The sequence below is a fragment of the Streptomyces sp. RKAG290 genome, from assembly GCF_023701695.1.
GTDB lineage: Bacteria > Actinomycetota > Actinomycetes > Streptomycetales > Streptomycetaceae > Streptomyces.
The window spans coordinates 428582-451743 of record NZ_JAJOZC010000001.1; the positions used below are offsets into that span (position 1 = coordinate 428582).

Sequence of the window (23162 nt, forward strand, 5' to 3'; positions counted from 1 at the left end):
CAGCAGTCCAACAGGAGATTCAGCTTGGATTCAGCGTCTATATTTCTCAATCATGGAGTTGCGCCAGCTGGAACACTTCGTCGCCGTCGCCCAGGAGCAGCATTTCACCCGGGCCGCCGAGCGCGTCGCCGTGTCGCAGTCCGGCCTGTCCGCCTCCGTCCGGGCGCTGGAGCAGGAGCTGCGGACCCCCTTGTTCAGCCGGACCACGCGCAGCGTACGGCTGACGGAGGCCGGGCGCGCGCTGCTGGTGGAGGCCGAGCGCACCCTGGCGGGTGCCCGTGCGGCGAAGGATGCCGTCGATGCCGTACGGGGGCTGTTGCGCGGCACCCTGTCGGTGGGCGTCGAGCAGTGCGTGGCCGGGGTGAGTCTCCCCCGGCTGCTCGCCGCCTTCCACCGTGAGCATCCGCACATGGAGATCCGGCTCCGCCAGGAGGGCACGACGAGCCTGGTGGACGGGGTGGCCGGCGGGCGTCTCGACATCGCCTTCGCCGCCACGGTCAGCTCCGTGGAGTGGCGCGGCGAGCTGGTTCCGCTGGCCCGTGAGCCGATGGTCCTGCTCTGCGCCCCCGGCCACCGGCTGGCCGCGGCGGAGCGGGCCGGGTGGGACGAACTGCCCGGCGAGCCGTTCATCGACTTCCACCCTGACTGGGGTCCGCGCCGCGCCGCCGACGAGGCGTTCGCGGCCGCGCGGGTACGCCGCACGGTGGCGCTGGAGGTCAACGACGTGCACAGCCTGCTGGAGCTGGTGCACGAGGGGCTCGGCATCGCCGTAGTGCCCCATCACTTCTCCCGCAAGCCCGAGGCGCGTGGCCTGGTGGCGGTGCGTCTGGACGGGCCGGAGCAGCCCTACTACGAAAGCGTCGTGGTGCTTCCGGACGCCCCGGCCAGGAGCCCTGGGGCGCGAGCGCTGCTGGCTCTGGTGCGGGAGAAGAACGGGCACTGAGCCGGGGCCGGGGCGCGGCGGCTCAGCCGGGGCCCCGGGCGCGGCGGCTCAGCCGGTTCCCGGGCGCGGCGGCTCAGCCGGTTCCCCGGGCGCGGCGGCTCAGCCGGTTCCCGGCTGCCCGGACCGGGCGGCGGCCAGCACGAACCACCTGGCCGGCAGGTCGATCCGGGTACCGTCGGGCAGCTTCTCGGTCTGCGGCAGGGCGGTTTCACCACTGTCCAAGGTGGTCAGCCCGGCCGCCCGCAGGAGGTCCGGCACCTCCTCCTCGGTGGCGCCCGCCGGTTTCAGCCCGTGCTCGAAGACCCGCCGCAGCTTCTCGGGCGGCCCGTCCGGTCCCTGGGAAGCGCGCTGGAGCACGTCCTTGGAGGCCGGGGTCAGCTCGGCGACGAAGGCCCGGCCGCGTTCCCCCAGCAGGGTCGCCACGGCCGCGGCCACCGCGGGCCTGGCTCCGGCCTCGCTCTGGTGGATCACCGCCCGCATGTACACGTTGGCGTCGCCGACCCGCTCGTGCAGGGCCCGTACCGCGTCACCGTCGGTCAGATCGAGCTGGGCGAATTCGGCGACGCCCTCGGTGTCCGCCCGGCGGGCGTGGCCGATTGCGGCGTGCGAGAGGTCCACACCGATCGCGCGGGCGAACCGGGTGGCCAGGTAGCGGGTCTGGGTGCCGTTGCCGCAGCCGAGGTCGACGACGGGCAGTGCGGCGTCGGCGTACGGCAGGAGCAGCTCGCTGTGCGGTACGGCGCTCAATGACGGGTCGGCATCCCAGATCGCCTCACCCGGCGCGTCCGACGTCGCCGCCCAGAAGCCTTCCCATGCCTCACGGTAACGCTGCGACACATCCATACGCACTCCCGAGTCCCGTCACGCCGAGGCACTTTGCTCAACAACGGAGTACCGTCCCGCGCTGCTCAGGGCAAGGGTACGCACATGATCGTCAAGCGGGAGCGCGCTCCTTCACCGAACGTTCGAACCCGGGCGCGGCACGCGTGGGAGTGCCAGTTCGAACCAGACGGTCTTGCCGCGGGCCGTGGTGCTCGTGCCCCACTCCCGGGCGAGGCTGCTCACCACCACGAGGCCGCGGCCGAACTCGTCGTGCGCGGTGGCGTCCAGGAGGGCGGCCGGGGCGGGCTCGTCGTCACTGACCTCGCAGAGCAGGGCGCCGGTGCGGACCAGCCGGAGCCCGATGTGATGGGTGCGGCCGTGCTTCACGGCGTTGGTGACGAGCTCGCTGACCATCAGCTCGGCCGCCTCCACGGCGTCCGGCAGCTCCCAGTCGAGCAGCATCCCGCGCACCAGGCGGCGGGCGCGGGCCACTTCCCGCGGGTCCAGGGCGAGTTGCCACTCGGCGACGTCGCCGTCGGGAATGCCGTTGAGCCGGGCCATCAGCAGCGCGACGTCGTCCTTGCGGCCGCCGCTGGGGTTCAGTGCGCGGATGATCGTGTCGCACGCGTCGTCCATCGACGCCGCGGGGTGCGCGGCGGAGGCGCAGAGTGCGGCCAGTCCGGCACCGATGTCCTGGCCCCGCACCTCGACAAGACCGTCGGTGCAGAGCACCAGCCGGTCGCCCGGCCGGACCCGCACGGTCGCGGTCGCGAAGGCGACCCCGCCGACCCCGATCGGTGCGCCGGTCGGCAGGTCGAGCAGCTCGGCCCGGCCGTCCTCCGCCCGCACCAGCACCGGCGGGATGTGGCCGGCGTTGGCGATCTGGAGTTCGGAGCGGATGGGGTCGTACACCGCGTAGAGGCAGGTGGCCAGATACTGCTCGCCGAGCCGCTGGGCCAGGTCGTCGAGGTTGCGCAGCAACTGGGCCGGCGGCATCTCCATGGTGGCCATCGTCAGTACCGCCGTGCGCAACTGGCCCATCATCGCGGCTGAGTTGAGGCCGTGCCCCATCACGTCGCCGACCACGAGCGCGGTCCGGGAGCCGGGCAGCTTGACCGAGTCGAACCAGTCGCCGCCGACCCTGCCGAGCCGGGCACCGGGCAGGTAGCGGGTGGCGATGTCGCAGCCGGCCATGCGCGGGTCGATCTGGGGCAGCATGCTGTCCTGGAGCGTCTCGGCGACGTTCTCCTGGTAGGTGTACATGCGGGCGTTGTCGAGGACGAGCCCGGCGCGGGCCGCGAGTTCGGCGCCGGTGGTGCGGTCCATGTCGTCGAAGGGTTCCCGGCCGGGGCGTCGCATCAGGACCATGAAGCCGAGCACCACGTCGCGGGCCTTGAGCGGCACGATGAGCAGGGAGCGGTGGGTGATCAGCGGACGCAGGTCGCGCTTCTCGAACTCGCCCGAGATCCGGCTGCTCAACTCCTCGCTGACGTACGGGACGATGACCGGTTCGCCGGTGACCATGCACTGGAAGAACGGGGTGTGCTCGGGGAAGGCGATGGACTCGCCGACCGGCACGGTGTCGTCCCAGCGGCCCGGTTCGTCGTTGTGCTCGACCCAGACCCGGTGCCAGATCGTCGTGACGTCGGGCGGTCCGTCCGGGAAGCCCTCACCGGCCAGGACCGCGGCACGCAGATGGGTACCCGCGAAGTCCGTGAAGCGGGGCACCGCGGCACTGGTGACCTCGCGGATGGTGCGCTCCAGGTCGAGAGAGGTGCCGATGCGGCCGCTGACCTCGTTCAGGAATTCCAGCCGCTCACGGACCGCCGCGTACTCGAGGTCCAGCTCGGGGCGGGGCGCCGCGCGGGGCACGGGCTGCCCCTCGGCCGGGTGCTGCGGACCGTCGGAGATCCGGTGTCCGGTGCGCTGCGGCACTCCCCAGTCGGGGGTCACCGGGATCCGGTCGTGCCGACTGAAGTCCAGTACCGGATAGCCGAGTTCGAGGACCTGGGAGACGATCCTGGTGGCCTCGTGGACGCTCATGCTGGGCAGGATCTCGGGCAGCCGCCCGGACAGCTCCCGGTAGCCGGGGAAGTCGGTGTGCAGGGCGAACGCCGGCGCGACAGTCTCGGCGTTCCGGCCCTTTCCCTGCTCACTGCCGCGCAGTTGCGCGGTGTCGGCGGCGAGCACGAGCAGCCGCTCGGGTCCTGGGCCGACGAGCGGATAGGCCCACCACAGGACCTCGATCCGGCCGCGGTCCGGTTCGTCCAACCGGGCCCGGCCCGCTGTCGGGTAGGCGGCGGTGCCGAGGGAGCCGTCGAGGTCCCGTCCGGATCCGGCGTCCGGCCCGTCCGGTGCGGGCACGCCGTGTTCCGGTAACGCCCCGGCGACCGGGAGCAGTTCACCGGCCGGACAGCCGACCGCGTCCTGCCGGGCGACACCGAAGAGCTTCCTCGCGCCGGTCGACCAGTGCGACACGAGTCCGTGCACATCGACGACGACCACGGCGAGCGGCACACGGCCCGCCGAGGCGTCACGCTGCTGTGGTGTCCTCTGCGACGGCACACCGAGGTCCATGGGTGGAAGGCTCCTTCCCCACCGCAAGGTTCTGCGGTACGTGACTCCACGGTACGGGTCCGCGACCGGCGCTCGCCGGGCATCGGCACAATCACCGCCCCGAGGTGGTGCGCCCCGCGTGCCGGGCGGCGCACCACCGGTTGCGGGACCGGTCACGCGCCCCACGGATCCGCGGGGCGCACCGGCCCGCCGGACGCTCAGTCCTCGTGGCCCAGCTGGAGGTCCCGTTCGGTGCGCCCGCCGCCCGCGACCTGCAGGACGGTGGCCACCGGCGGGTAGCCGGCGGCGATCACGGTGTACTCGCCGGTGGAGAGATCGACGAACCGGAACGACCCGTCGGGCCCCGTGGTCAGCGTGTCGACCACGTTGCCGGCCGCGTCCAGGAGGGTGACCCGGGCGTCCTCGACGGGCCGCCCGCCACTGGCACGTACGACGCCGCGCAGCACGGCGCCGCCGGCCAGCTCGATGTCCTGCCGGGTCTCCCGGGCCGCCTGCACGCTGACCGGCAGCGCGGCGGGCCGGAACGCGGGGGCGCTGGCCGCGAGGGTGTACTCCCCCGCCACCAGCTCCGTGATGACGTAGCCGCCCTCGCGCCCGCTGCGGGTCGAGGAGACCACCTCGCCGCGCACGTCGGTCAGGGTGACCGCCGCGTCCCGTACCGGAATGCCGTCCGCCGTCACGACCGTCCCCGCAAGCCGCCCCGCGCCGCCGAGCACCACATCGAGCTCCACCGGCCGCTCGCCCACGGTGACGCTGACGGCCTGCGGCTGATGGCCCCGGCAGCGGCGATGAGGACGTACGAACCCGCACCGGGCACGCTGAGCGCGTACCGGCCCTCCTCACCACTGGCGCCCCGGCCGACCTGCTGGCCCTGGACGTCGATGAGCGTGAGGGCTGCGCGCGGGACCTTCGTACCGTCGGGGTGCTGGACGCTGCCGCAGACGGGCACCCCTGAGGGGTACCCGGCGGGCTGGGTGCCGGGGTCGGTCCGGGCGGAGGGAATCGACGCGGGCTCGGCTGCGGTTTCGGGGCTGTGGTGGGACACCAGCGGTTTCTCCTTGAGGAAGAAGGCGAAGAACAGGCCGAGCACGAGGACCGGCACGAGGTAGAGGAAGATCCGGGGCATCGCGTCGGCGTACGCCTGGATGTAGCTGTCGCGCAGCGCGGGCGGCATGGCGTGCACGAGCTGCGGGGTGATCGACTCGGGGTCGGGCAGGCCGGCTCCGGACGGCAGGCGCACCGCGAGCGCGTCGGACAGCCGCCCGGCGAAGAGCGTGCCGAACACGGCCGCGCCGACGCTGCCGCCGATCTGCCGGAAGTAGTTGTTGGCGCTGGTGGCGGTGCCGAGGTCGGCGGGCCGCACGGAGTTCTGCACGGCGAGCACCAGCACCGGCATGATCAGCCCGATCCCCAGGCCGAGCACCGCCTGCGCGACGCTGTACTCCAGGCGCGCGGTGTCGGTCTCCAGCCGGGACAGCAGCCACATGCCCACCGCCGAGACCGCACTGCCGGCGATGGGGTAGACGCGGTAGCGCCCGGTGCGGGAGATCAGCTGGCCCGAGACGACGGAGGCGGCGACGATGCCGCCCATCATCGGGAGCATCAGCAGCCCGGATTCGGTGGCGGAGGCGCCGTCGACCATCTGCAGGAACGTCGGCAGATAGCTGGCGGCCCCGAACAGCGCGACGCCGACGACCGCGCCGACCAGTGCGGTGACGTTGAAGATCGAGTCGCGGAACAGCCGGAGCGGAATGATCGGTTCGGGAGCGCGGTGTTCCACGACGATGAACAGCAGAGTCGTTCCGGCAGCCCCGGCGGCCAGCCCCAGGATGGTGCGCGAGCCCCAGGCGTACTCCGTACCGCCCCAACTGGTCAGCAGCACCAGGCAGGTGGAGGCGGCGGCCAGCAGCACCGCGCCCAGGATGTCCAGCCGGGGCCGGACCGTGGGCTTGGGGAGCTTCAGCACGACGGTGATGACGGCGAAGGTCACCAGGCCGAACGGGACGTTGATGTAGAAACACCAGCGCCAGGAGGCGTGGTCGGTGAAGAAGCCGCCGAGCAGCGGGCCGGCCACGGAGGCGAGTCCGTAGGCCGCTCCGATGAGCCCCATGAACCGGCCGCGTTCCCTGGGCGGTACGACGTCCGCGATGATCGCCTGGACGCCGATCATCAGCCCGCCGCCGCCGATGCCCTGGAGGGCGCGGAAGGCGATCAGTTCGTCCATGGTGCGCGACCAGCCGGCCAGCGCGGAACCGACCACGAAGACGACGATCGCGAACTGGAAGACACCCTTGCGCCCGAAGAGGTCGCCGAGTTTGCCGTAGAGCGGCAGACCGATGGTCGAGGCGAGCAGATAGGCGGTGACCGCCCAGGACATCTTCTCCAGGCCGTGCAGCTCACCGACGATCTTCGGGAGCGCGGTGGCGACGATCATCTGGTCGAGCGCGGCGAGCAGCAGCGTGAGCATCAGCCCGACGAAGACGAGCCGGATCGCGCGGGGGTCCGTCGCACCGTCGGCGGGCGGGGCGGGGGCGGCCGGTCCGGCCGCCGGCGGCGTCGGGGGCGGTGCGGACGTCAGCACCGTCCCGGTGTCGCCCGCACCTTCGGGCTCGTCCTTCACCAGAGTGATCCCACCCACCACGTGCCGCTCCCCTCGTCGCATCTGCGCCGCCCATTTGTCGCATCGCGCAACAAGGGAGGGCAAACGCGACGGGGGGCGCTTACGGCGCACTCAGGGGGCTTAACCCCCGGTGGGAGCTACTACGGCGCACAACCGACCGGCTGCAAAAACCACCCGAACCGGTGAGGCCGGGCAGCGGGACCGGGAGTTACTTCTCCACCTCGGTGGCGAGGTTCTGCAGGAGTTCGTCGTAGATGCGCCCAAGTCCCTTGGGCGCGAAGGTCTTCTCGAAGAAACCGCCGACGCCGCCGGCGCCGTTCCACACGGTCGAGACGACAGCCTTGGACTTGCCCTCACCCGCCGGGGTGACGGTCCAGGTGGTGACCATCGAGGAGTTGCGGTCCTTCTCCACGAGCTGCCCGTCGGTCGGCTCGCTGACCTCCAGCAGACAGTCGCGCACCCGCTTGCTGGTGGCCTGGAGCTTCCAGTGCACGAGGGTGCCCTCGCCGTCGCCGCCCTCGCGCACCTCGTACTCGCTGAAGTGGCCGGGCAGCACCTTTCCCCGGACCTCCTTGTAGTCGGCCAGCGCGTCGAACACCGCCTCCGCGTCCGCCGCGATGATCCGCTCTGTCGTGGCCTCGACCTGCGCCATGCCTGTTCCTCCAGCACTCGGTTGTTCGGGGTGTGCTGAGCCAACCACCTCCGGCACCCGGCTCAAAATCCGGTCCGGGACGAAGGGGAGAAAACGATCAAGGGAACAAGTGTTCTATTCTCTGGTCAGTACTACCGAGGGAGGCGTCCATGCGCTGGGACAATCTGACCGATAACCCCGCCAAGACCACCAAAAGCGGTGACGGCGCGCTCTTCGCCGCGGACGCGGTGACGACGCGTACCTTCGACACCCCGGAGTTCCGGGGGATCACCTTCCACGAGATCCGGGCCCGTTCCGTGGTGAACCGGGTGCCCGGGGCGTCCCGGATGCCGTTCGAGTGGACCGTCAATCCGTACCGCGGATGCACACACGCATGTGTCTACTGCTTCGCCCGCAAGACCCACAGCTATCTCGACCTCGACACCGGGCTCGGCTTCGACTCGCAGATCGTGGTCAAGGTCAACGCCCCGGAGCTGGTGCGCCGTGAGCTCGCCTCCAGCCGCTGGCACGGCGCACACATCGCGATGGGGACCAACGTCGACTGCTACCAGCGCGCGGAGGGCCGCTACCGGCTGATGCCCGGCATCCTCACGGCCCTGCGCGACCACGCGAACCCCTTCTCCATCCTGACCAAGGGCACGCTGATCCTGCGCGACCTGGAACTGCTGCGGCAGGCCGCCGAGGTCACCGAGGTGGGCGTCTCGGTCTCGGTGGGGTTCGTCGACCCCGAGCTGTGGCGCACCGTGGAGCCCGGCACCCCCTCCCCCGAGCGCCGCCTCGACGTCGTGCGGACCCTCAGCGAGCACGGCATCGGCTGCGGGGTGCTGATGGCGCCGGTCATCCCGTTCCTCGGCGACCGGCCGGAGCAGCTGCGGGCGACGGTCCGCGCGGTCGCCGCCGCCGGCGCGACCTCGGTGACCCCGCTCGTCCTCCACCTGCGGCCCGGCGCACGGGAGTGGTTCATGGAGTGGCTCGGCCGGCACCACCCGCATCTGGTGCGGCGCTACGAGCGGCTGTACGCCGAGGGCGCGTACGCCCCCAAGTGGTACCAGCGCCGCATCACGCGGTACGTGCACGAGCTGGCGGCCGAGTACGGCATCGGGCCCTCGCACCGCGGGACCTCCCGCGGCTTCGCCGAGCGCGTCGAGCCGCAGCCCCGGCCGGACAGCCCCGAGCCCACCCAGCTGACCCTGCTCTGACGTGCCCGCCGCACCGCCGGCGCGGCGGGCACGCCGGGCACACCCGGTCAGGCAAACGGGTCATCTCTCCACCGATCAGGTCCTTCCGGCTCCGAATGCGGGGAGCATGCGGCGGGGGCTGCCGTCACGCGCAGCCGTGTTCCCCCATCACGGGAGGCCATATGACGAAACGTTCAGGGATTCTGTTCGCCGTCGGCGCGACTGTCGCCGGTCTGGTGACCGCCGCGCCGTCCCCGGCGACCGCCGACGCAGGTGTGCAGCGCGCCGTATCGCTCAAGTGGACCGACTGCGCCACCAAGTCGTCCCCGACGCTCCAGTGCTCGTCGGTGCGCGCCCCGCTCAACCACGACGATCCGTCGGGCCGTCAGATCACCCTCGCCCTGACCCGGGTCCCGCACACCTCCAAGACCTTCCAGGGCCCGCTGCTGGTGAACCCGGGCGGCCCCGGCGGCAGCGGACTGTCGATGGCCGGTTACGTCGCCGCCTCGCTGCCGAAGTCGGTGGCCTCCCAGTACGACGTGATGGGCTTCGACCCGCGCGGCGTGGGCAAGAGCCGGCCCGCGCTGGACTGCGTACCGAAGTACTCCGCTCCCGTGCGGCCCGACTCGGTGCCGCGCTCCGTGCGGGACGAGCAGGTCAACCGGGACCGCGCCCGGTCCTTCGCGGCCGCCTGCGGCCGGAAGTACCCGGATCTGCTGCCGTACATGGACACGGTCAGCGCGGCGAAGGACCTCGACGTGATCCGGCGGGCGACGGGCTCACGGCAGCTCAACTACCTCGGGTACTCCTACGGGACGTACCTGGGCTCGGTGTACGCCAAGCTTTTCCCGGACCGCGTCCGGCGCCTGGTCCTCGACTCCAACGTCGACCCGACCGGTATCTGGTACGACGACAACATCAGCCAGGACTACGCGTTCGACAGCCGCCACAAGGCGTTCATGGCCTGGGTGGCGAAGTACCACAGCACCTACCGGCTGGGCAGTGACCCGGCGAAGGTCGAGGCTGCCTGGTACCGGATGCGGGACGCGGTCCGGAAGCACCCCGCGGGCAAGAAGGTCGGCGCGAGCGAGCTGGACGACACCTTCCTGCCGGGCGGCTACTACAACGGGTACTGGCCCGCGCTGGCCGGGGCGTTCGCCGGCTACGTGAACGACAAGGACGAGAAGGGCCTGGTCAAGGCCTACGAGCGGTTCGGCGCCGTCGACGCGGAGGGCGACAACGGCTACTCGGTCTACTCGGCCGTGCAGTGCCGGGACGCCCAGTGGCCGCGCGACTGGAACGTCTGGCGCAGCGACACCTGGAGGGTGCACGACAAGGCGCCGTTCATGGCCTGGAGCAACACCTGGTACAACGCGCCGTGCGCGGACTGGCCGGTGGAGCCGCTGAACCCGGTCCGGGTCTCCAACAACAGCCTGCCGCCGGCGCTGCTCTTCCAGGCCACCGACGACGGGGCCACACCGTACGAGGGCGGGGTGACCCTGCACCGCAAGCTCGCCGGTTCCAGCCTGGTCGTCGAGCAGGGCGGCGGCAACCACGGCGTCACGCTGAGCGGCAACGCCTGCCTGGACAAGTACCTGGTGGACTACCTCGCCAAGGGCACCGTGCCGCGGGCCGGCAGGGGCGACGTGGACGCGGTCTGCGCGAAGACACCGGATCCGGAGCCGGCGACCGCGAAGGCCGCCACGCCGGCGTCCCGCGCGGGCGCGGACGGCCGGGGCAGCGCGCTGCACGCGATGCTCGGCTTCCGCGGCTGACGGAACTGGGGCCGCGTTCCCTTCGGGGGCGTGCGCGAGGATGGGCGTGTGACCACACGACCCACTCCGGCGCACGCCCCCGAACCGCTGATCCGGGACATGACCATCGACGACTGCGAGGCCGTCGCGACCGTCCGGGTGCGGGGCTGGCAGAGCGCGTACGCCGGGCTGATGCCGCAGGCGCATCTGGACGCGATGGACATCGCCGAGGATGCGGAGCGGCGCCGCGGTTTCTTCGCGGAGGGCGGTGAGGTCGTCAATCTGGTGGCCGAGCGGGCGGGACTCGGTGTGATCGGCTGGGCCGCGTACGGGCCGTACCGCGAGGACGGCAGAAGGCTCGCGCGCGGTGAGCTGTACGCGATCTACGTCCTGCCGGAACTGACCGGCACGGGGGCGGGCCGGGCTCTGATGGCGGAGGTGCTGGCGCGCGCCGGCGCTGCCGGGCACCCGGACCTCGCGCTCTGGGTACCCAAGGAGAACGCCGCGGCCCGCCGCTTCTACGCACGCGCGGGCTTCTGCCCGGACGGCGCCGAGGAGCCCTTCGAGGTAGACGGCGTGCTGGTGCCCGAGCTGCGCTACGTGCGCTCCCTGGGCCCGTCGGCAGCCGGCTGAGCGCGGCGGCCTTCGCGCCTTCAGCCCGTCGGCAGCCTGCTGAGCGCGTCCCCGGCCGCGTCGCCGAGCCGCGGGTGCGGCAGTGCCGCCTCCAGCACCGGACGGGCCTGTACGTCACCGAGCCGGCCCAGCCCCTCGACACAGGCGAGCGCCACCCGCCAGTGCGGTTCGTCCGGCCCGAGCAGCCTTCGCAGGGTGCTCATCAGCGCCGGCACGGACTCCGGCGCCCGCAGTTCGCCGAGCAGCAGGACCGGGTAGAGCGCGTAGGCGGTGCGCAGGGAGTTGGTGGCGAGCGCGGCGGCAGCGCGGGGGGTGCGCGGGTCGCCGAGGCGGGCCAGCGCGTGGGCGGCGCCGGCGCAGCGCTCCGGATCCCGGTGGTTGAGCAGCAGGACCAGGGTCTCGAAGGCCCGGCGGTCGCCTCCGCAGCCCAGCCGGAACGCGGCGATCTCGCGGGCCCACAGCGGGCGTTCGCGCTCGACGAGGACCCGCGCGAGTTCCTCGTCGTCATCGGTGGCGAGCAGTCTGCGGTATGCCGCGGACTCCCCCGCCTCGTCGGCCAGCCGGTGCGTCAGCGACCGGTACTCCTCATCCATGACCGTCAGCTTATCGGCGAACACACAGCGTGGTGACGGAGCCGGTGAATGTGAGGGGGCGCACAACAACCCAGGGCTGGCGCGCTCGTTACTCGCCGGTTAACCTCATGTGAGCGGGACACACTCCCCGCCGGCTCCGGTGGCCTGGTGACGCAGCCACCCGGAGTGTTTGTCGGTTCGGCAGCTTTGCGAGACGGACTCCGGGACAGAGTCCGTCGCCCCTTCCCGGTCCCGGCGTGCTCCTCGCGCCCGGACATGAGCACCACGACAGGCAACTCCCGCACGCCATGCGCCGGTCGGGCCCCCGCGGCCCCTCTCATCGGCCGTGCGCGCCGTGCGTCCCCTCAGTCGTCACTCATCCCTGGAGTCCCGTGATGGACACCCCGTTCAGCACCATTGCCGTCGTCGGCCTCGGCACGATGGGCACCGGCATCGCCGAGGTCCTCGCCCGCTCCGGCCGCGAGGTCATCGGAATCGACATCAGTGACGCGGCCGCCCGCCAGGCCGTCGCCGCCCTGGAGGCCTCCACCGCCCGCGCCGTGCAGCGCGAGCGGATCACCGAGGAGGAGCGGCGCGACGTCCTCGCCCGGTTCCGTACCTTCTCCGACCTGCAGGCCGCCGCGGACGCGGAACTGGTCATCGAGGTCGTGCCCGAGACGTACGAGATCAAGCAGCAGGTCTTCCGGGACCTCGACGCGGTCGTCTCCCCCACCGCGATCCTCGCGACGGGCACCAACGCCCTGTCGGTGACCCGGCTCGCCGCCGAGTCCCAGCACCCGGAGCGCGTGCTCGGCCTGCACTTCTTCAACCCGGCGCCCGCGATGAAGCTCGTCGAGGTGGTCTCCTCGGTGCTGACCGCGCCGCCGGCCGTCGAGGCCGTCACGGCGCTCGCCCGACAGCTGGGCAAGGAGCCGGTCGCGGTCGGTGACCGGCCGGGGTTCGTCGCCGACGGTCTGCTGTTCGGCTACCTGAACCAGGCCGCGGCGATGTACGAGGCGAACTACGCCTCCCGCGAGGACATCGACGCGGCGATGAAGCTGGGCTGCGGACTGCCCATGGGGCCGCTCGAGCTCCTGGACCTGATCGGCATCGACACCGCCCGAACCGTCCTGGAGGCGATGTACTCCGCCTCGCACGACCGGCTGCACGCCCCGGCACCCGTCCTCGGCCAGCTCAGCGAGGCCGGGCTGACCGGCCGCAAGACGGGCCGCGGCTTCTACACGTACACGCAGCCGGGCAGCCAGACGGTGGTCCCGGACGCAGCTACCCCGTCGCCGCAGGCCGGGGCGGGTGCCGGGCGCACCGTGCGCTCGGTGGGCGTCGCGGGCTCCGGGACGATGGCCTCGGGGATCGCGGAGGTCTTCGCGAAGGCCGGCTACGACGTGGTGCTCGCGGCGCGCAGCCAGGAGAAGGCGGACTTCGCCAGGGGCCGGATCGCCAAGTCGCTGGAGCGGTCGGTCACCAAGGGGCGGCTCACGGCCGGGGCGCGGGACGAGACCCTGGCCCGGATCACCGCGGCGGGGTCGCTGGACTCGTTCGCGGAGGTCGACCTCGCCGTCGAGGCCGTCGCCGAGGACCTGCTGGTCAAGCAGCAGCTGTTCGCCACCCTGGACAAGGTGTGCAGGCCCGGTGCGGTGCTCGCCACCACCACCTCGTCACTGCCGGTGGTCTCGATCGCGCGGGCCACCTCGCGTCCCGAGGACGTCATCGGGATGCACTTCTTCAACCCGGCGCCCGCGATGAAGCTGGTCGAGGTGGTCCGCACGGTGCTCACCGCGGACGACGTGCACGCCACGGTCCGCGAGGTCTGCGTGAAGGTGCGCAAGCACCCGGTGGACTGCGGGGACCGGGCCGGATTCATCGTGAACGCGCTGCTGTTCCCCTACCTCAACAACGCGATCAAGATGGTCGAGGAGCACTACGCGACCCTCGACGACATCGACGCCGCGATGAAGCTGGGCGGCGGCTACCCGATGGGCCCGTTCGAGCTCCTGGACGTCGTGGGCCTCGATGTCTCGCTCGCCATCGAGAAGGTGCTGCACAGCGAGTTCCGCGACCCGGGCCTCGCCCCTGCGCCGCTGCTGGAGCACCTGGTGGCCGCCGGCTGCCTCGGCCGCAAGACCGGGCGCGGCTTCCGCGAATATGCCCGCCGCTGAGGGGCCGCGGCCCGCAGGGCCCGGCAGCGGGCCCTGCGGGCCGGGAGCCGGGTGGGGCGGGCTGCTCGGCCCTTCGGGCGGCCCGCCCCCGCAGGCGCACTCTCCTGCACTGATGCAGTACGTTCACACCATGTCCCAGCCCGTCAGGTCCCCCCGTGTGTCCGCCGCGCCCGACGCCCCGGAAAGTGCCGCCGGTACGCGTGCAGCCGCCCAGCGGCTCAAAATGCGCCGTGAACTGGCCGCCGCGGCGATGGAACTCTTCGCCACGAAGGGGTACGAGGCGACGACGGTCGACGAGATCGCTGGGGCAGCGGGCGTGGCCCGGCGGACCTTCTTCCGGCACTTCCGCTCCAAGGAAGAGGCCATCTTCCCGGACCACGACGACACCCTCGTACGCGCCGAGGCGGTCCTCAACGCGGCCCCCGCGCACGAGCACCCGCTCGACACGGTCTGCCGCGGCATCAAGGAAGTCATGCGCATGTACGCGGCGAAGCCGGCGGTCTCCGTCGCCCGTTACAAACTGACCCGCGAGGTGCCCACCCTGCGGGAGGCGGAGATCGCCTCGGTGGCCCGCTACGAGCGGCTGTTCACGCGGTATCTGCTGGGCCACTTCGACGAGCGCGACCACCATGTCGGCAACGACGACCCGCTGCTGGCGGAGGTGGCGGCGTCCGCCGTGGTCACCGCGCACAACCATGTGCTGCGCCGCTGGCTGCGGGTGGACGGCCAGGGCGATGTGGAGGCGCAGCTCGACCACGCGTTCGCCATCGTCCGCGACACCTTCGGGACCGGTATCGGTGCGGGCCGGACGGCCGGGAGCGAGCCGGCGAAGCCGCCGGCCGCCTCGGTGAGCACGGAGGGCGAGGTGCTGGTCGCCGTGGCACGCACGGACGCGCCGCTGGACGAAGTGATGCGCACCATCCAGCAGGCGCTCAAGGAGCGCTGAGCGGAGCCGTACGGCTCCGCTCGCAACGGCCGGGCCCCGGCGCTTCAGAGCCCGTCGTCGGTCTGCCAGGGCGGCGGCGCGGAGCCCTCGCTCCAGGCCGCGAGCTCCTCACCGTCCAGGCACAGGATGGCGCACTGCTGCGCGTAGTCCAGGGCGGGGGCGGTGTACTCGCTGGTGGTGACGCAGACGGCGAGCTCGGCCTCGTGCACGGCGTAGCAGGTGCCGCCGAACCGCTGGAGGTCCTGGGAGCCGACCTTGGTGCCGGGGCCGTAGCACTTGCACTGGACGACCAGGCGCCGCCCGTCGGGGGCGGTCGCGAGCACGTCCGCCCCCAGATCGCCCGCTCCGCCCACGACCCGCACGTCGGTGCAGCCGTCCCGCTCGCAGAGCGCGGCGATCGCGTCCTCGAAGGCGTCGGCATCCAGGGCCGCGTAGTCCGCGGCCTCCTCCTCCACCCCCGACTCAGTCTCCTCCTCCGCCTCCACCGGTTCCAGTGGGGTCAGGACGGCCGTGCGGGCGACCTCGCCAGGGGGCGGGCCGAACAGCTCCTGGGCCGGGTCGCAGGGCTCCTGGGGCGGGTCGAAGAGCTCACGCACGGCCTCGGAGAGCGGGCCGGGTCCCCCACGCGGCCGGCGACGCGTCCGGCGGAGGTACCGGAGCAGGAGGAAAGCCGCGCCGAGCGCCGCGACCGGCAGCACGGCGGCCGGGTGCCGGCAGGCCCCTTCCCAGGCGGTGCGCGCGGCGAGCGCGCCACCGCAGATCAGCAGGGCGACGGCCCCGAAGCCGAAAGCGGTGTTGCGCACGCTGAAGGCCTGCCCAGGCCCCTCGGGACCGCGCGGGCTTACCGGTACCGTCATCCGCGCCGCCCCGCCCGTCCCGATATGAGTCTTCCAAGATCATTCATGTCTGCCGTCTGCCCCGGCCCGCCGGATCCAACGGCCGTGAAATGTGGTTGCCGGCACCCCGGCCCGGTGCTGTGGTGTGCGGATGGATGATCGATCGAGTACTCGTCGCACCTCGCTGCTGGCCGTCTTCGACCGTGAGATGCGCGAACACGCCCGCCCGGACGGCCCCGGCGGCCGCGTCGAGCGCACCGGGGACGTCGTACGGCAGGTCGGCGGGGCCCAGGACTGGAACGGGGTCGTGTGGTCGCCCCCGGATCTCGACGGCGCCCGGGCCGACGCGGCGATCGCCGCGCAGGTGGCCCACTGCGGCGAGCTCGGGTACGACGAGTTCGAGTGGAAGCTGTACGCGCACGACCGGCCCGCGGACCTCGGGGCGCGGCTGCTGGCGGCCGGGTTCGAGCCGGAGGACCCGGAGACCCTGCTGGTCGCGCTGGTCGCGGACCTTCCCACCACGGTCGAGCTCCCCGACGGCGTCCGGCTGCGTACCGTGCGTGACGAGGCCGATGTGGAGCTGCTGGTCCGGGCCCATGAGGAGGCCTTCGGCTCGGAGTCGCCGCGGCTGCGCCATCAGGTGCTGACCCGGCTCGACGAGGACCCGGACCATTTCGTCGGGGTGCTGGCGATGGCGGGCGACGAGCCGGTGAGTTCCGCCCGGATGGAGCTGTACCCCGGCACGGGCTTCGCCGGGCTGTGGGGCGGCAGCACGGTCGAGGCCTGGCGGGGGCGGGGGATCTACCGGGCCCTGATCGCCTTCCGGGCGGGTATCGCGGCGGAGCGCGGCTACCGGTACCTCCAGGTCGACGCGACCGAGGACAGCCGCCCGATCCTGCAGCGGCTGGGATTCACCGCCCTGGGCACGACGACCCCGTACGTCTACCGCCCCGCCCCCTGACCGGTCACAGCGGGGCACAACGCACCAAAACTCCCGCCGTGTTGCTCATGCGTGGCACCCGGATGACAATTGAGGGAAATTACTGGCACCCAGTGCCTTGTCAGCTGTCACGCAGTGCCATACGTTGAAGGCGTCCGGGCGGCCGGCGTGCTGAGACCTCACGTACGCCGGCTGTCCCCGCAAGCCAAGTGCCTGCGCGCCCGGTCGCCTGCGTCACAGGCAAACCCTTCTGCTCCACAGAGCAAACAGCCGAAGCACCACCCGCCGAACCGACGGCACACCTCCACACACCAACGCTTTCCCTGCTTCGCAGGACCCCTCAAGCGTTCCCTCAAACGCAGCTCCGCCGGAGGCACACCGTGAAGGAAATCCTGGACGCGATCCAGTCGCAGGACAGCACCGCCGCAGACTTCGCGGCCCTGTCCATTCCCGAGTCGTACCGCGCGGTGACCGTGCACAAGGACGAGGCCGAGATGTTCGCCGGCGTCGACAGCCGCGACAAGGACCCCCGCAAGTCCCTCCACCTCGAGGACGTGCCGGTGCCCGAGCTCGGCCCGGGTGAGGCCCTGGTGGCGGTCATGGCCAGCTCGGTCAACTACAACTCCGTGTGGACGTCGATCTTCGAGCCCGTCTCGACCTTCGGCTTCCTGGAGCGCTACGGCAGGCTCAGTGAACTCACCAAGCGCCACGACCTGCCGTACCACGTCATCGGTTCCGACCTGGCGGGCGTCGTCCTGCGCACCGGTCCCGGCGTCAACGCCTGGAAGCCCGGTGACGAGGTCGTCGCGCACTGCCTTTCTGTCGAGCTGGAGTCCTCGGACGGCCACAACGACACGATGCTCGACCCCGAGCAGCGCATCTGGGGCTTCGAGACCAACTTCGGCGGCCTCGCGGAGATCGCCCTGGTCAAGTCCAACCAGCTGATGCCGAAGCCGGACCACCTCAGCTGGGAGGAGGCCGCGGCCCCCGGGCTGGTCAACTCCACCGCGTACCGCCAGCTCGTCTCGCGCAACGGCGCGGGCATGAAGCAGGGCGACAACGTGCTGATCTGGGGCGCCAGCGGCGGACTCGGCTCCTACGCCACGCAGTTCGCACTGGCCGGCGGCGCCAACCCGATCTGTGTCGTCTCCAGTGACCAGAAGGCGGAGATCTGCCGGAAGATGGGCGCCGAGGCGATCATCGACCGCAACGCCGAGGGTTACAAGTTCTGGAAGGACGAGCACAACCAGGACCCGCGCGAGTGGAAGCGGTTCGGCAAGCGCATCCGTGAGCTGACCGGCGGCGAGGACGTGGACATCGTCTTCGAGCACCCGGGCCGCGAGACCTTCGGCGCGAGCGTGTACGTGACCCGCAAGGGCGGCACGATCGTCACCTGCGCCTCCACCTCGGGCTACACCCACGAGTACGACAACCGCTACCTGTGGATGTCGCTGAAGAAGATCGTGGGCTCGCACTTCGCCAACTACCGCGAGGCGTGGGAGGCCAACCGCCTGGTCGCCAAGGGGAAGATCCACCCGACGCTGTCGAAGGTCTACTCCCTGGAGGACACCGGCCAGGCCGCGTACGACGTGCACCGCAACCTCCACCAGGGCAAGGTCGGCGTCCTTGCCCTGGCGCCGCGCGAGGGCCTGGGCGTGCGCAATGAGGAGATGCGCGAGCAGCACATCGACGCCATCAACCGATTCAGGAACATCTGACATGACCGGCCGTCAGAAGGACCGCCCCTGGCTCATGCGGACGTACGCCGGTCACTCGACGGCCGAGGCGTCCAACGAGCTCTACCGGCGCAACCTCGACAAGGGCCAGACGGGTCTGTCGGTCGCCTTCGACCTGCCGACCCAGACCGGCTACGACCCCGACCACATCCTCGCCCGCGGCGAGGTCGGCCGGGTCGGCGTGCCCGTCTCGCACCTCGGTGACATGCGCCGGCTGTTCCAGGACATCCCGCTGGAGCAGATGAACACCTCGATGACGATCAACGCCACCGCGATGTGGCTGCTGGCGCTCTACCAGGTGGTCGCGGAGGAGCAGGGCGCGGACGCCGGCAAGCTGCAGGGCACGACGCAGAACGACATCGTCAAGGAGTACCTCTCGCGCGGGACGCACGTCTTCCCGCCCGGCCCCTCGCTGCGGCTGACCACCGACATGATCACGTACACGGTCAACCGCATCCCGAAGTGGAACCCGATCAACATCTGCAGCTATCACCTGCAGGAGGCGGGAGCCACGCCGGTCCAGGAGATCGCCTACGCCATGTCGACGGCCATCGCGGTCCTCGACGCGGTGCGCGACTCCGGGCAGGTGCCCGAGGAGAAGTTCGGCGACGTGGTCGCCCGGATCTCCTTCTTCGTGAACGCGGGTGTCCGCTTCATCGAGGAGATGTGCAAGATGCGCGCCTTCGGCCGCATCTGGGACCGGGTCACCAGGGAGCGCTACGGCATCCAGGACGCCAAGCAGCGCCGCTTCCGCTACGGCGTCCAGGTCAACTCGCTCGGCCTGACCGAGGCGCAGCCGGAGAACAACGTCCAGCGCATCGTGCTGGAGATGCTGGCCGTCACCCTCTCCAAGGACGCCCGCGCCCGCGCCGTCCAGCTGCCCGCCTGGAACGAGGCGCTGGGGCTGCCGCGTCCCTGGGACCAGCAGTGGTCGCTGCGCATCCAGCAGGTGCTCGCCCACGAGAGCGACCTGCTGGAGTACGAGGACATCTTCGCCGGGTCCCATGTCATCGAGGCGAAGGTGGACGAGCTGGTCACCGACTCGCTCGCGGAGATCGACCGGATCCAGCAGATGGGCGGCGCCATGGCGGCCGTCGAGTCCGGCTATCTGAAGTCCGAGCTGGTCTCCTCGCACGCCGCCCGGCGGGCCCGGATCGAGGGCGGTGAGGAGAAGATCGTCGGCGTCAACATCTACGAGACAACCGAGCCCAACCCGCTCACCGCCGACCTCGACGCCGCCATCATGACGGTCGACCCCGAGAACGAGGCCAAGGTCGTCGCCGCACTCCACGAGTGGCGCGACAACCGCGACGAGGCCCGCGCCAACGAGGCGCTGGCCGTCCTGAAGAAGGCCGCCGCGGGCACCGAGAACATGATGGAGGCGACCGTCGAGTGCGCCCGCGCGGGCGTCACCACCGGCGAGTGGTCCTGGGCACTGCGCGACGTCTTCGGCGAGTTCCGCGCACCGACCGGGGTGTCGTCCGCCCCGGTGGCGGTGACCGCGGAGGAGGGCACCCCGCTGGCCCTGGTACGGGAGAAGGCCGCCAGGACCGCGCAGGACCTGGGCGTGGGCCGGCTGCGGCTGCTGGTCGGCAAGCCCGGCCTGGACGGCCACTCCAACGGCGCCGAGCAGATCGCCGTGCGCGCGCGCGACGCCGGCTTCGAGGTCGTCTACCAGGGCATCCGCCTGACTCCCGAACAGATCGTCTCGGCCGCCGTCGCCGAGGACGTGCACTGCGTCGGTCTGTCGATCCTGTCCGGCTCGCACGCGGAGCTGGTGCCCGACGTGCTGACCCGGCTGCGCCGGACCGGTGCGGGCGACATCCCGGTGATCGCGGGCGGGATCATTCCCCCCGCCGACGCAGCGGCCCTGATCGAGGCCGGTGTCGCCGCCGTATTCACCCCGAAGGACTTCGGCATCACGGAGATCATCGGCCGTATCGTCGACGAGATCCGGAAAGCGAACAAGCTCGACCCTCTGGAGGTCCCCGCATGACCACGCCCACGCCCGTGAACCGGCTGCGCCCCCGCCGCTCCTGCCTGGCCGTCCCGGGCTCGAACCCCCGCTTCCTGGAGAAGGCCCAGGGCCTCCCCGCGGACCAGGTGTTCCTGGACCTGGAGGACGCCTGCGCGCCGCTCGCCAAGGAGGGCGCCCGTCACCACATCGTCGACGCGCTGAACAACGGCGACTGGACGGGCAAGACCCGGGTCGTGCGGGTCAACGACTGGACGACGCACTGGACGTACCGCGACGTCATCACGGTCGTCGAGGGCGCGGGCCCCAACCTCGACTGCATCATGCTGCCGAAGGTCCAGGACGCCCAGCAGGTCGTCGCGCTGGACCTGCTGCTCACCCAGATCGAGAAGACCATGGGCTTCGAGGTCGGGAAGATCGGCATCGAGGCGCAGATCGAGAACGCCAAGGGCCTGGTGAACATCGACGACATCGCCGCCGCCTCGCCGCGGCTGGAGACGCTGATCTTCGGCCCGGCCGACTTCATGGCGTCGATCAACATGAAGACCCTGGTCGTCGGCCAGCAGCCGCCCGGGTACGGCGCGGACGCCTATCACTACATCCTGATGCGCATCCTGATGGCGGCCCGTACGCACGACCTCCAGGCGATCGACGGCCCGTTCCTGCAGATCCGCGACGTGGACGCGTACCGCGAGGTCGCGGGCCGTGCGGCGGCGCTCGGCTTCGACGGCAAGTGGGTGCTGCACCCCGGTCAGGTCGACGCGGCCAACGAGGTGTTCTCGCCCTCGCAGGAGGACTACGACCACGCCGAGCTGATCCTCGACGCCTACGACTGGTGCACCTCCGAGGAGGGCGGCAAGAAGGGCTCGGCCATGCTCGGCGACGAGATGATCGACGAGGCCAGCCGCAAGATGGCCCTGGTCATCGCCGGCAAGGGCCGCGCGGCCGGCATGGAGCGCACCTCCAAGTTCGAAGCTCCGGAGGCCTGATCATGCAGTTCGGACGCACATACGAGGAATTCGAGGTCGGTGCTCTCTACAAGCACTGGCCCGGAAAGACCGTCACCGAATATGACGACCACCTCTTCTGTCTGCTCACCATGAACCATCACCCGCTGCACATGGACAGCAATTACGCCGAGAAGACGACCGACTTCGGCAAGAACGTCGTCGTCGGCAACTACATCTACTCGCTGTTGCTCGGCATGTCGGTGGCGGACGTCTCCGGAAAGGCGATCGCCAACCTGGAGGTCGAGTCGCTGAAGCACGTCGCGCCGACGTTCCACGGCGACACGATCTACGGCGAGACGACGGTCCTGGACAAGACTCCGTCAAAGTCCAAGAGCGACCGCGGGATCGTGTACGTGGAGACCAAGGGCTACAAGCAGGACGGCACGCTGGTCTGCGTGTTCCGCCGCAAGGTCATGGTCCCCACCGAGACGTACATCAAGGAGCGCGGCGGTGAGCAGCCCGGCCGTCCGGAGCTGAAGCAGCCTTCGCCGAAGAAAGTGGAGAAGCAGTCATGACCCGACTCGCCCAGACTGCCGGTCTCAACGACGTCCAGCAGGAAATCCTCTCCACGGTCCGGGCTTTCGTCGACAAGGAGATCATTCCGGTCGCGACCCAGCTGGAGCACCGCGACGAGTACCCGTCCGAGATCGTGGAGGGACTCAAGGAACTCGGCCTCTTCGGGCTGATGATTCCCGAGGAGTACGGGGGGCTGGGTGAGTCGCTTCTCACATACGCGCTGTGCGTGGAGGAGATCGCCCGCGGCTGGATGAGCGTGTCGGGAATCATCAACACGCACTTCATCGTGGCGTACATGCTCAAGCAGCACGGCACGCAGGAGCAGAAGGACACCTTCCTGCCCCGGATGGCGCTGGGTGAGGTGCGCGGCGCGTTCTCGATGTCCGAGCCGGCACTGGGCTCCGACGTCGCGGCGATCACCTCCAAGGGCGTGAAGGACGGCGACGAGTACGTCCTGAACGGCCAGAAGATGTGGCTGACCAACGGCGGCACGTCCACCCTTGTCGCCGTTCTGTGCCGGAGTGACGAAGGCCACCCCGAGGGCACGCCGCCGCACAAGTCGATGACGACGTTCCTCGTGGAGAAGGAGCCCGGATTCGGCGAGGTCCGCCCCGGTCTCACGATCCCCGGGAAGATCGACAAGATGGGTTACAAGGGCGTCGACACGACGGAACTCATCATGGACGGACTACGCATTCCGGCCAATCGGGTACTCGGCGGCACCACCGGCCGAGGGTTTTACCAAATGATGGACGGAGTGGAGGTCGGCCGCGTGAATGTGGCCGCGCGTGGCTGCGGAGTCGCGCAGCGTGCCTTCGAGCTGGGCGTTTCCTACGCACAGCAGCGCCACACCTTCGGAAAGCCCATCGCGCAGCACCAGGCGATCCAGTTCAAGCTGGCCGAAATGGCCACCAAGGTCGAGGCAGCGCATGCGATGATGGTAAATGCAGCGCGCAAAAAGGACTCCGGGGAGCGAAACGACCTGGAGGCAGGGATGGCGAAGTACCTCGCCTCCGAGTACTGCAAGGAAGTCGTCGAGGACGCCTTCCGGATCCACGGCGGTTACGGCTTCTCCAAGGAGTACGAGATCGAGCGCCTCTACCGGGAGGCCCCGATGCTGCTGATCGGTGAAGGTACCGCCGAGATCCAGAAAATGATCATCGGGCGCCGACTCCTCGAGGAGTACCGTTTCCAGGGCTGATTGTCCTTTTCGCGGCGATTTGACCGCGAAGAAGATCACACCCTGTCATCCTCACCGGGTGCCTTCCAGACGTC

The 23162-nt window shown here is 70.8% G+C and carries 17 protein-coding genes and 1 pseudogene; 12 read left to right on the forward strand and 6 right to left on the reverse strand.

What is annotated here, in order from left to right:
- Positions 1-52 precede the first annotated feature (52 nt).
- The gene (locus LNW71_RS01890) at positions 53-943 is read left to right on the forward strand and encodes a LysR family transcriptional regulator (protein ID WP_250966615.1); all 891 of its coding nucleotides are present in this window, start codon (positions 53-55) and stop codon (positions 941-943) included.
- Between the two features lie 99 nt (positions 944-1042).
- On the opposite strand, the gene LNW71_RS01895 is transcribed toward LNW71_RS01890, so the two are convergent.
- The 4 genes and pseudogenes from LNW71_RS01895 to LNW71_RS01910 form a co-directional block, all read right to left on the reverse strand.
- Positions 1043-1786, reverse strand: coding sequence for a class I SAM-dependent methyltransferase (locus tag LNW71_RS01895; RefSeq protein ID WP_250966616.1), 744 nt, complete (start codon positions 1784-1786; stop codon positions 1043-1045).
- Positions 1787-1897: 111 nt separating this feature from the next.
- Positions 1898-4342 carry a SpoIIE family protein phosphatase gene (locus tag LNW71_RS01900; RefSeq protein WP_250966617.1) on the reverse strand — a complete coding sequence of 815 codons (2445 nt, stop codon included), beginning with the start codon at positions 4340-4342 and terminating at the stop codon, positions 1898-1900.
- Between the two features lie 197 nt (positions 4343-4539).
- Positions 4540-6983 (reverse strand): annotated as a pseudogene (locus LNW71_RS01905) (MFS transporter).
- 187 nt (positions 6984-7170) lie between these two features.
- Positions 7171-7614 carry an SRPBCC family protein gene (locus LNW71_RS01910; protein WP_250966618.1) on the reverse strand — a complete coding sequence of 148 codons (444 nt, stop codon included), beginning with the start codon at positions 7612-7614 and terminating at the stop codon, positions 7171-7173.
- Positions 7615-7763: 149 nt separating this feature from the next.
- Here LNW71_RS01910 and LNW71_RS01915 point away from each other — a divergent pair, with 149 nt between their 5' ends.
- From LNW71_RS01915 to LNW71_RS01925, 3 genes are all read left to right on the forward strand, one after another.
- Positions 7764-8813: an Rv2578c family radical SAM protein gene (locus tag LNW71_RS01915; RefSeq protein ID WP_250966619.1), complete on the forward strand. Its 1050-nt coding sequence runs from the start codon at positions 7764-7766 to the stop codon at positions 8811-8813.
- A 161-nt stretch (positions 8814-8974) separates the two neighbouring features.
- Entirely contained in the window at positions 8975-10567 is a 1593-nt protein-coding gene (locus LNW71_RS01920; protein WP_250966620.1) for an alpha/beta hydrolase, read from the forward strand.
- A 48-nt stretch (positions 10568-10615) separates the two neighbouring features.
- A complete protein-coding gene (locus tag LNW71_RS01925; RefSeq protein ID WP_374119319.1) occupies positions 10616-11179 on the forward strand; it encodes an N-acetyltransferase family protein in 564 nt (187 codons plus the stop codon).
- A 20-nt stretch (positions 11180-11199) separates the two neighbouring features.
- Here the strand turns inward: LNW71_RS01925 and LNW71_RS01930 are convergent, their stop codons facing one another.
- Positions 11200-11772 carry an adenylosuccinate lyase gene (locus tag LNW71_RS01930; RefSeq protein ID WP_250966621.1) on the reverse strand — a complete coding sequence of 191 codons (573 nt, stop codon included), beginning with the start codon at positions 11770-11772 and terminating at the stop codon, positions 11200-11202.
- Positions 11773-12146: 374 nt separating this feature from the next.
- Between LNW71_RS01930 and LNW71_RS01935 the strand changes: the two genes are divergently transcribed.
- Both LNW71_RS01935 and LNW71_RS01940 read left to right on the forward strand, forming a co-directional pair.
- Positions 12147-13928 carry a 3-hydroxyacyl-CoA dehydrogenase gene (locus LNW71_RS01935; RefSeq protein ID WP_250966622.1) on the forward strand — a complete coding sequence of 594 codons (1782 nt, stop codon included), beginning with the start codon at positions 12147-12149 and terminating at the stop codon, positions 13926-13928.
- A gap of 130 nt (positions 13929-14058) precedes the next feature.
- Positions 14059-14874, forward strand: coding sequence for a TetR family transcriptional regulator (locus tag LNW71_RS01940; RefSeq protein ID WP_250966623.1), 816 nt, complete (start codon positions 14059-14061; stop codon positions 14872-14874).
- Between the two features lie 44 nt (positions 14875-14918).
- On the opposite strand, the gene LNW71_RS01945 is transcribed toward LNW71_RS01940, so the two are convergent.
- Positions 14919-15677 carry a restriction endonuclease gene (locus tag LNW71_RS01945; RefSeq protein WP_374119320.1) on the reverse strand — a complete coding sequence of 253 codons (759 nt, stop codon included), beginning with the start codon at positions 15675-15677 and terminating at the stop codon, positions 14919-14921.
- A gap of 184 nt (positions 15678-15861) precedes the next feature.
- Here LNW71_RS01945 and LNW71_RS01950 point away from each other — a divergent pair, with 184 nt between their 5' ends.
- The 6 genes from LNW71_RS01950 (at position 15862) to LNW71_RS01975 (ending at position 23088) form a co-directional block, all read left to right on the forward strand.
- Complete coding sequence (locus LNW71_RS01950; RefSeq protein WP_250966625.1) at positions 15862-16671, forward strand: GNAT family N-acetyltransferase; 810 nt, start codon at positions 15862-15864, stop codon at positions 16669-16671.
- Positions 16672-17030: 359 nt separating this feature from the next.
- Positions 17031-18368: a crotonyl-CoA carboxylase/reductase gene (ccrA, locus tag LNW71_RS01955; protein WP_250966626.1), complete on the forward strand. Its 1338-nt coding sequence runs from the start codon at positions 17031-17033 to the stop codon at positions 18366-18368.
- Position 18369: 1 nt separating this feature from the next.
- Positions 18370-20382, forward strand: coding sequence for a protein meaA (locus LNW71_RS01960; protein WP_250966627.1), 2013 nt, complete (start codon positions 18370-18372; stop codon positions 20380-20382).
- Positions 20379-21350 carry a CoA ester lyase gene (locus tag LNW71_RS01965; RefSeq protein ID WP_250966628.1) on the forward strand — a complete coding sequence of 324 codons (972 nt, stop codon included), beginning with the start codon at positions 20379-20381 and terminating at the stop codon, positions 21348-21350. The genes LNW71_RS01960 and LNW71_RS01965 overlap by 4 nt, the downstream gene beginning before the upstream one ends.
- Positions 21351-21352: 2 nt before the next feature.
- A complete protein-coding gene (locus LNW71_RS01970; protein ID WP_250966629.1) occupies positions 21353-21886 on the forward strand; it encodes a MaoC family dehydratase in 534 nt (177 codons plus the stop codon).
- Positions 21883-23088, forward strand: a complete 1206-nt coding sequence (locus tag LNW71_RS01975) for an acyl-CoA dehydrogenase family protein (RefSeq protein WP_250966630.1) — start codon at positions 21883-21885, stop codon at positions 23086-23088. Before LNW71_RS01970 ends, LNW71_RS01975 begins: the two co-directional genes overlap by 4 nt.
- Positions 23089-23162: the final 74 nt, after the last annotated feature.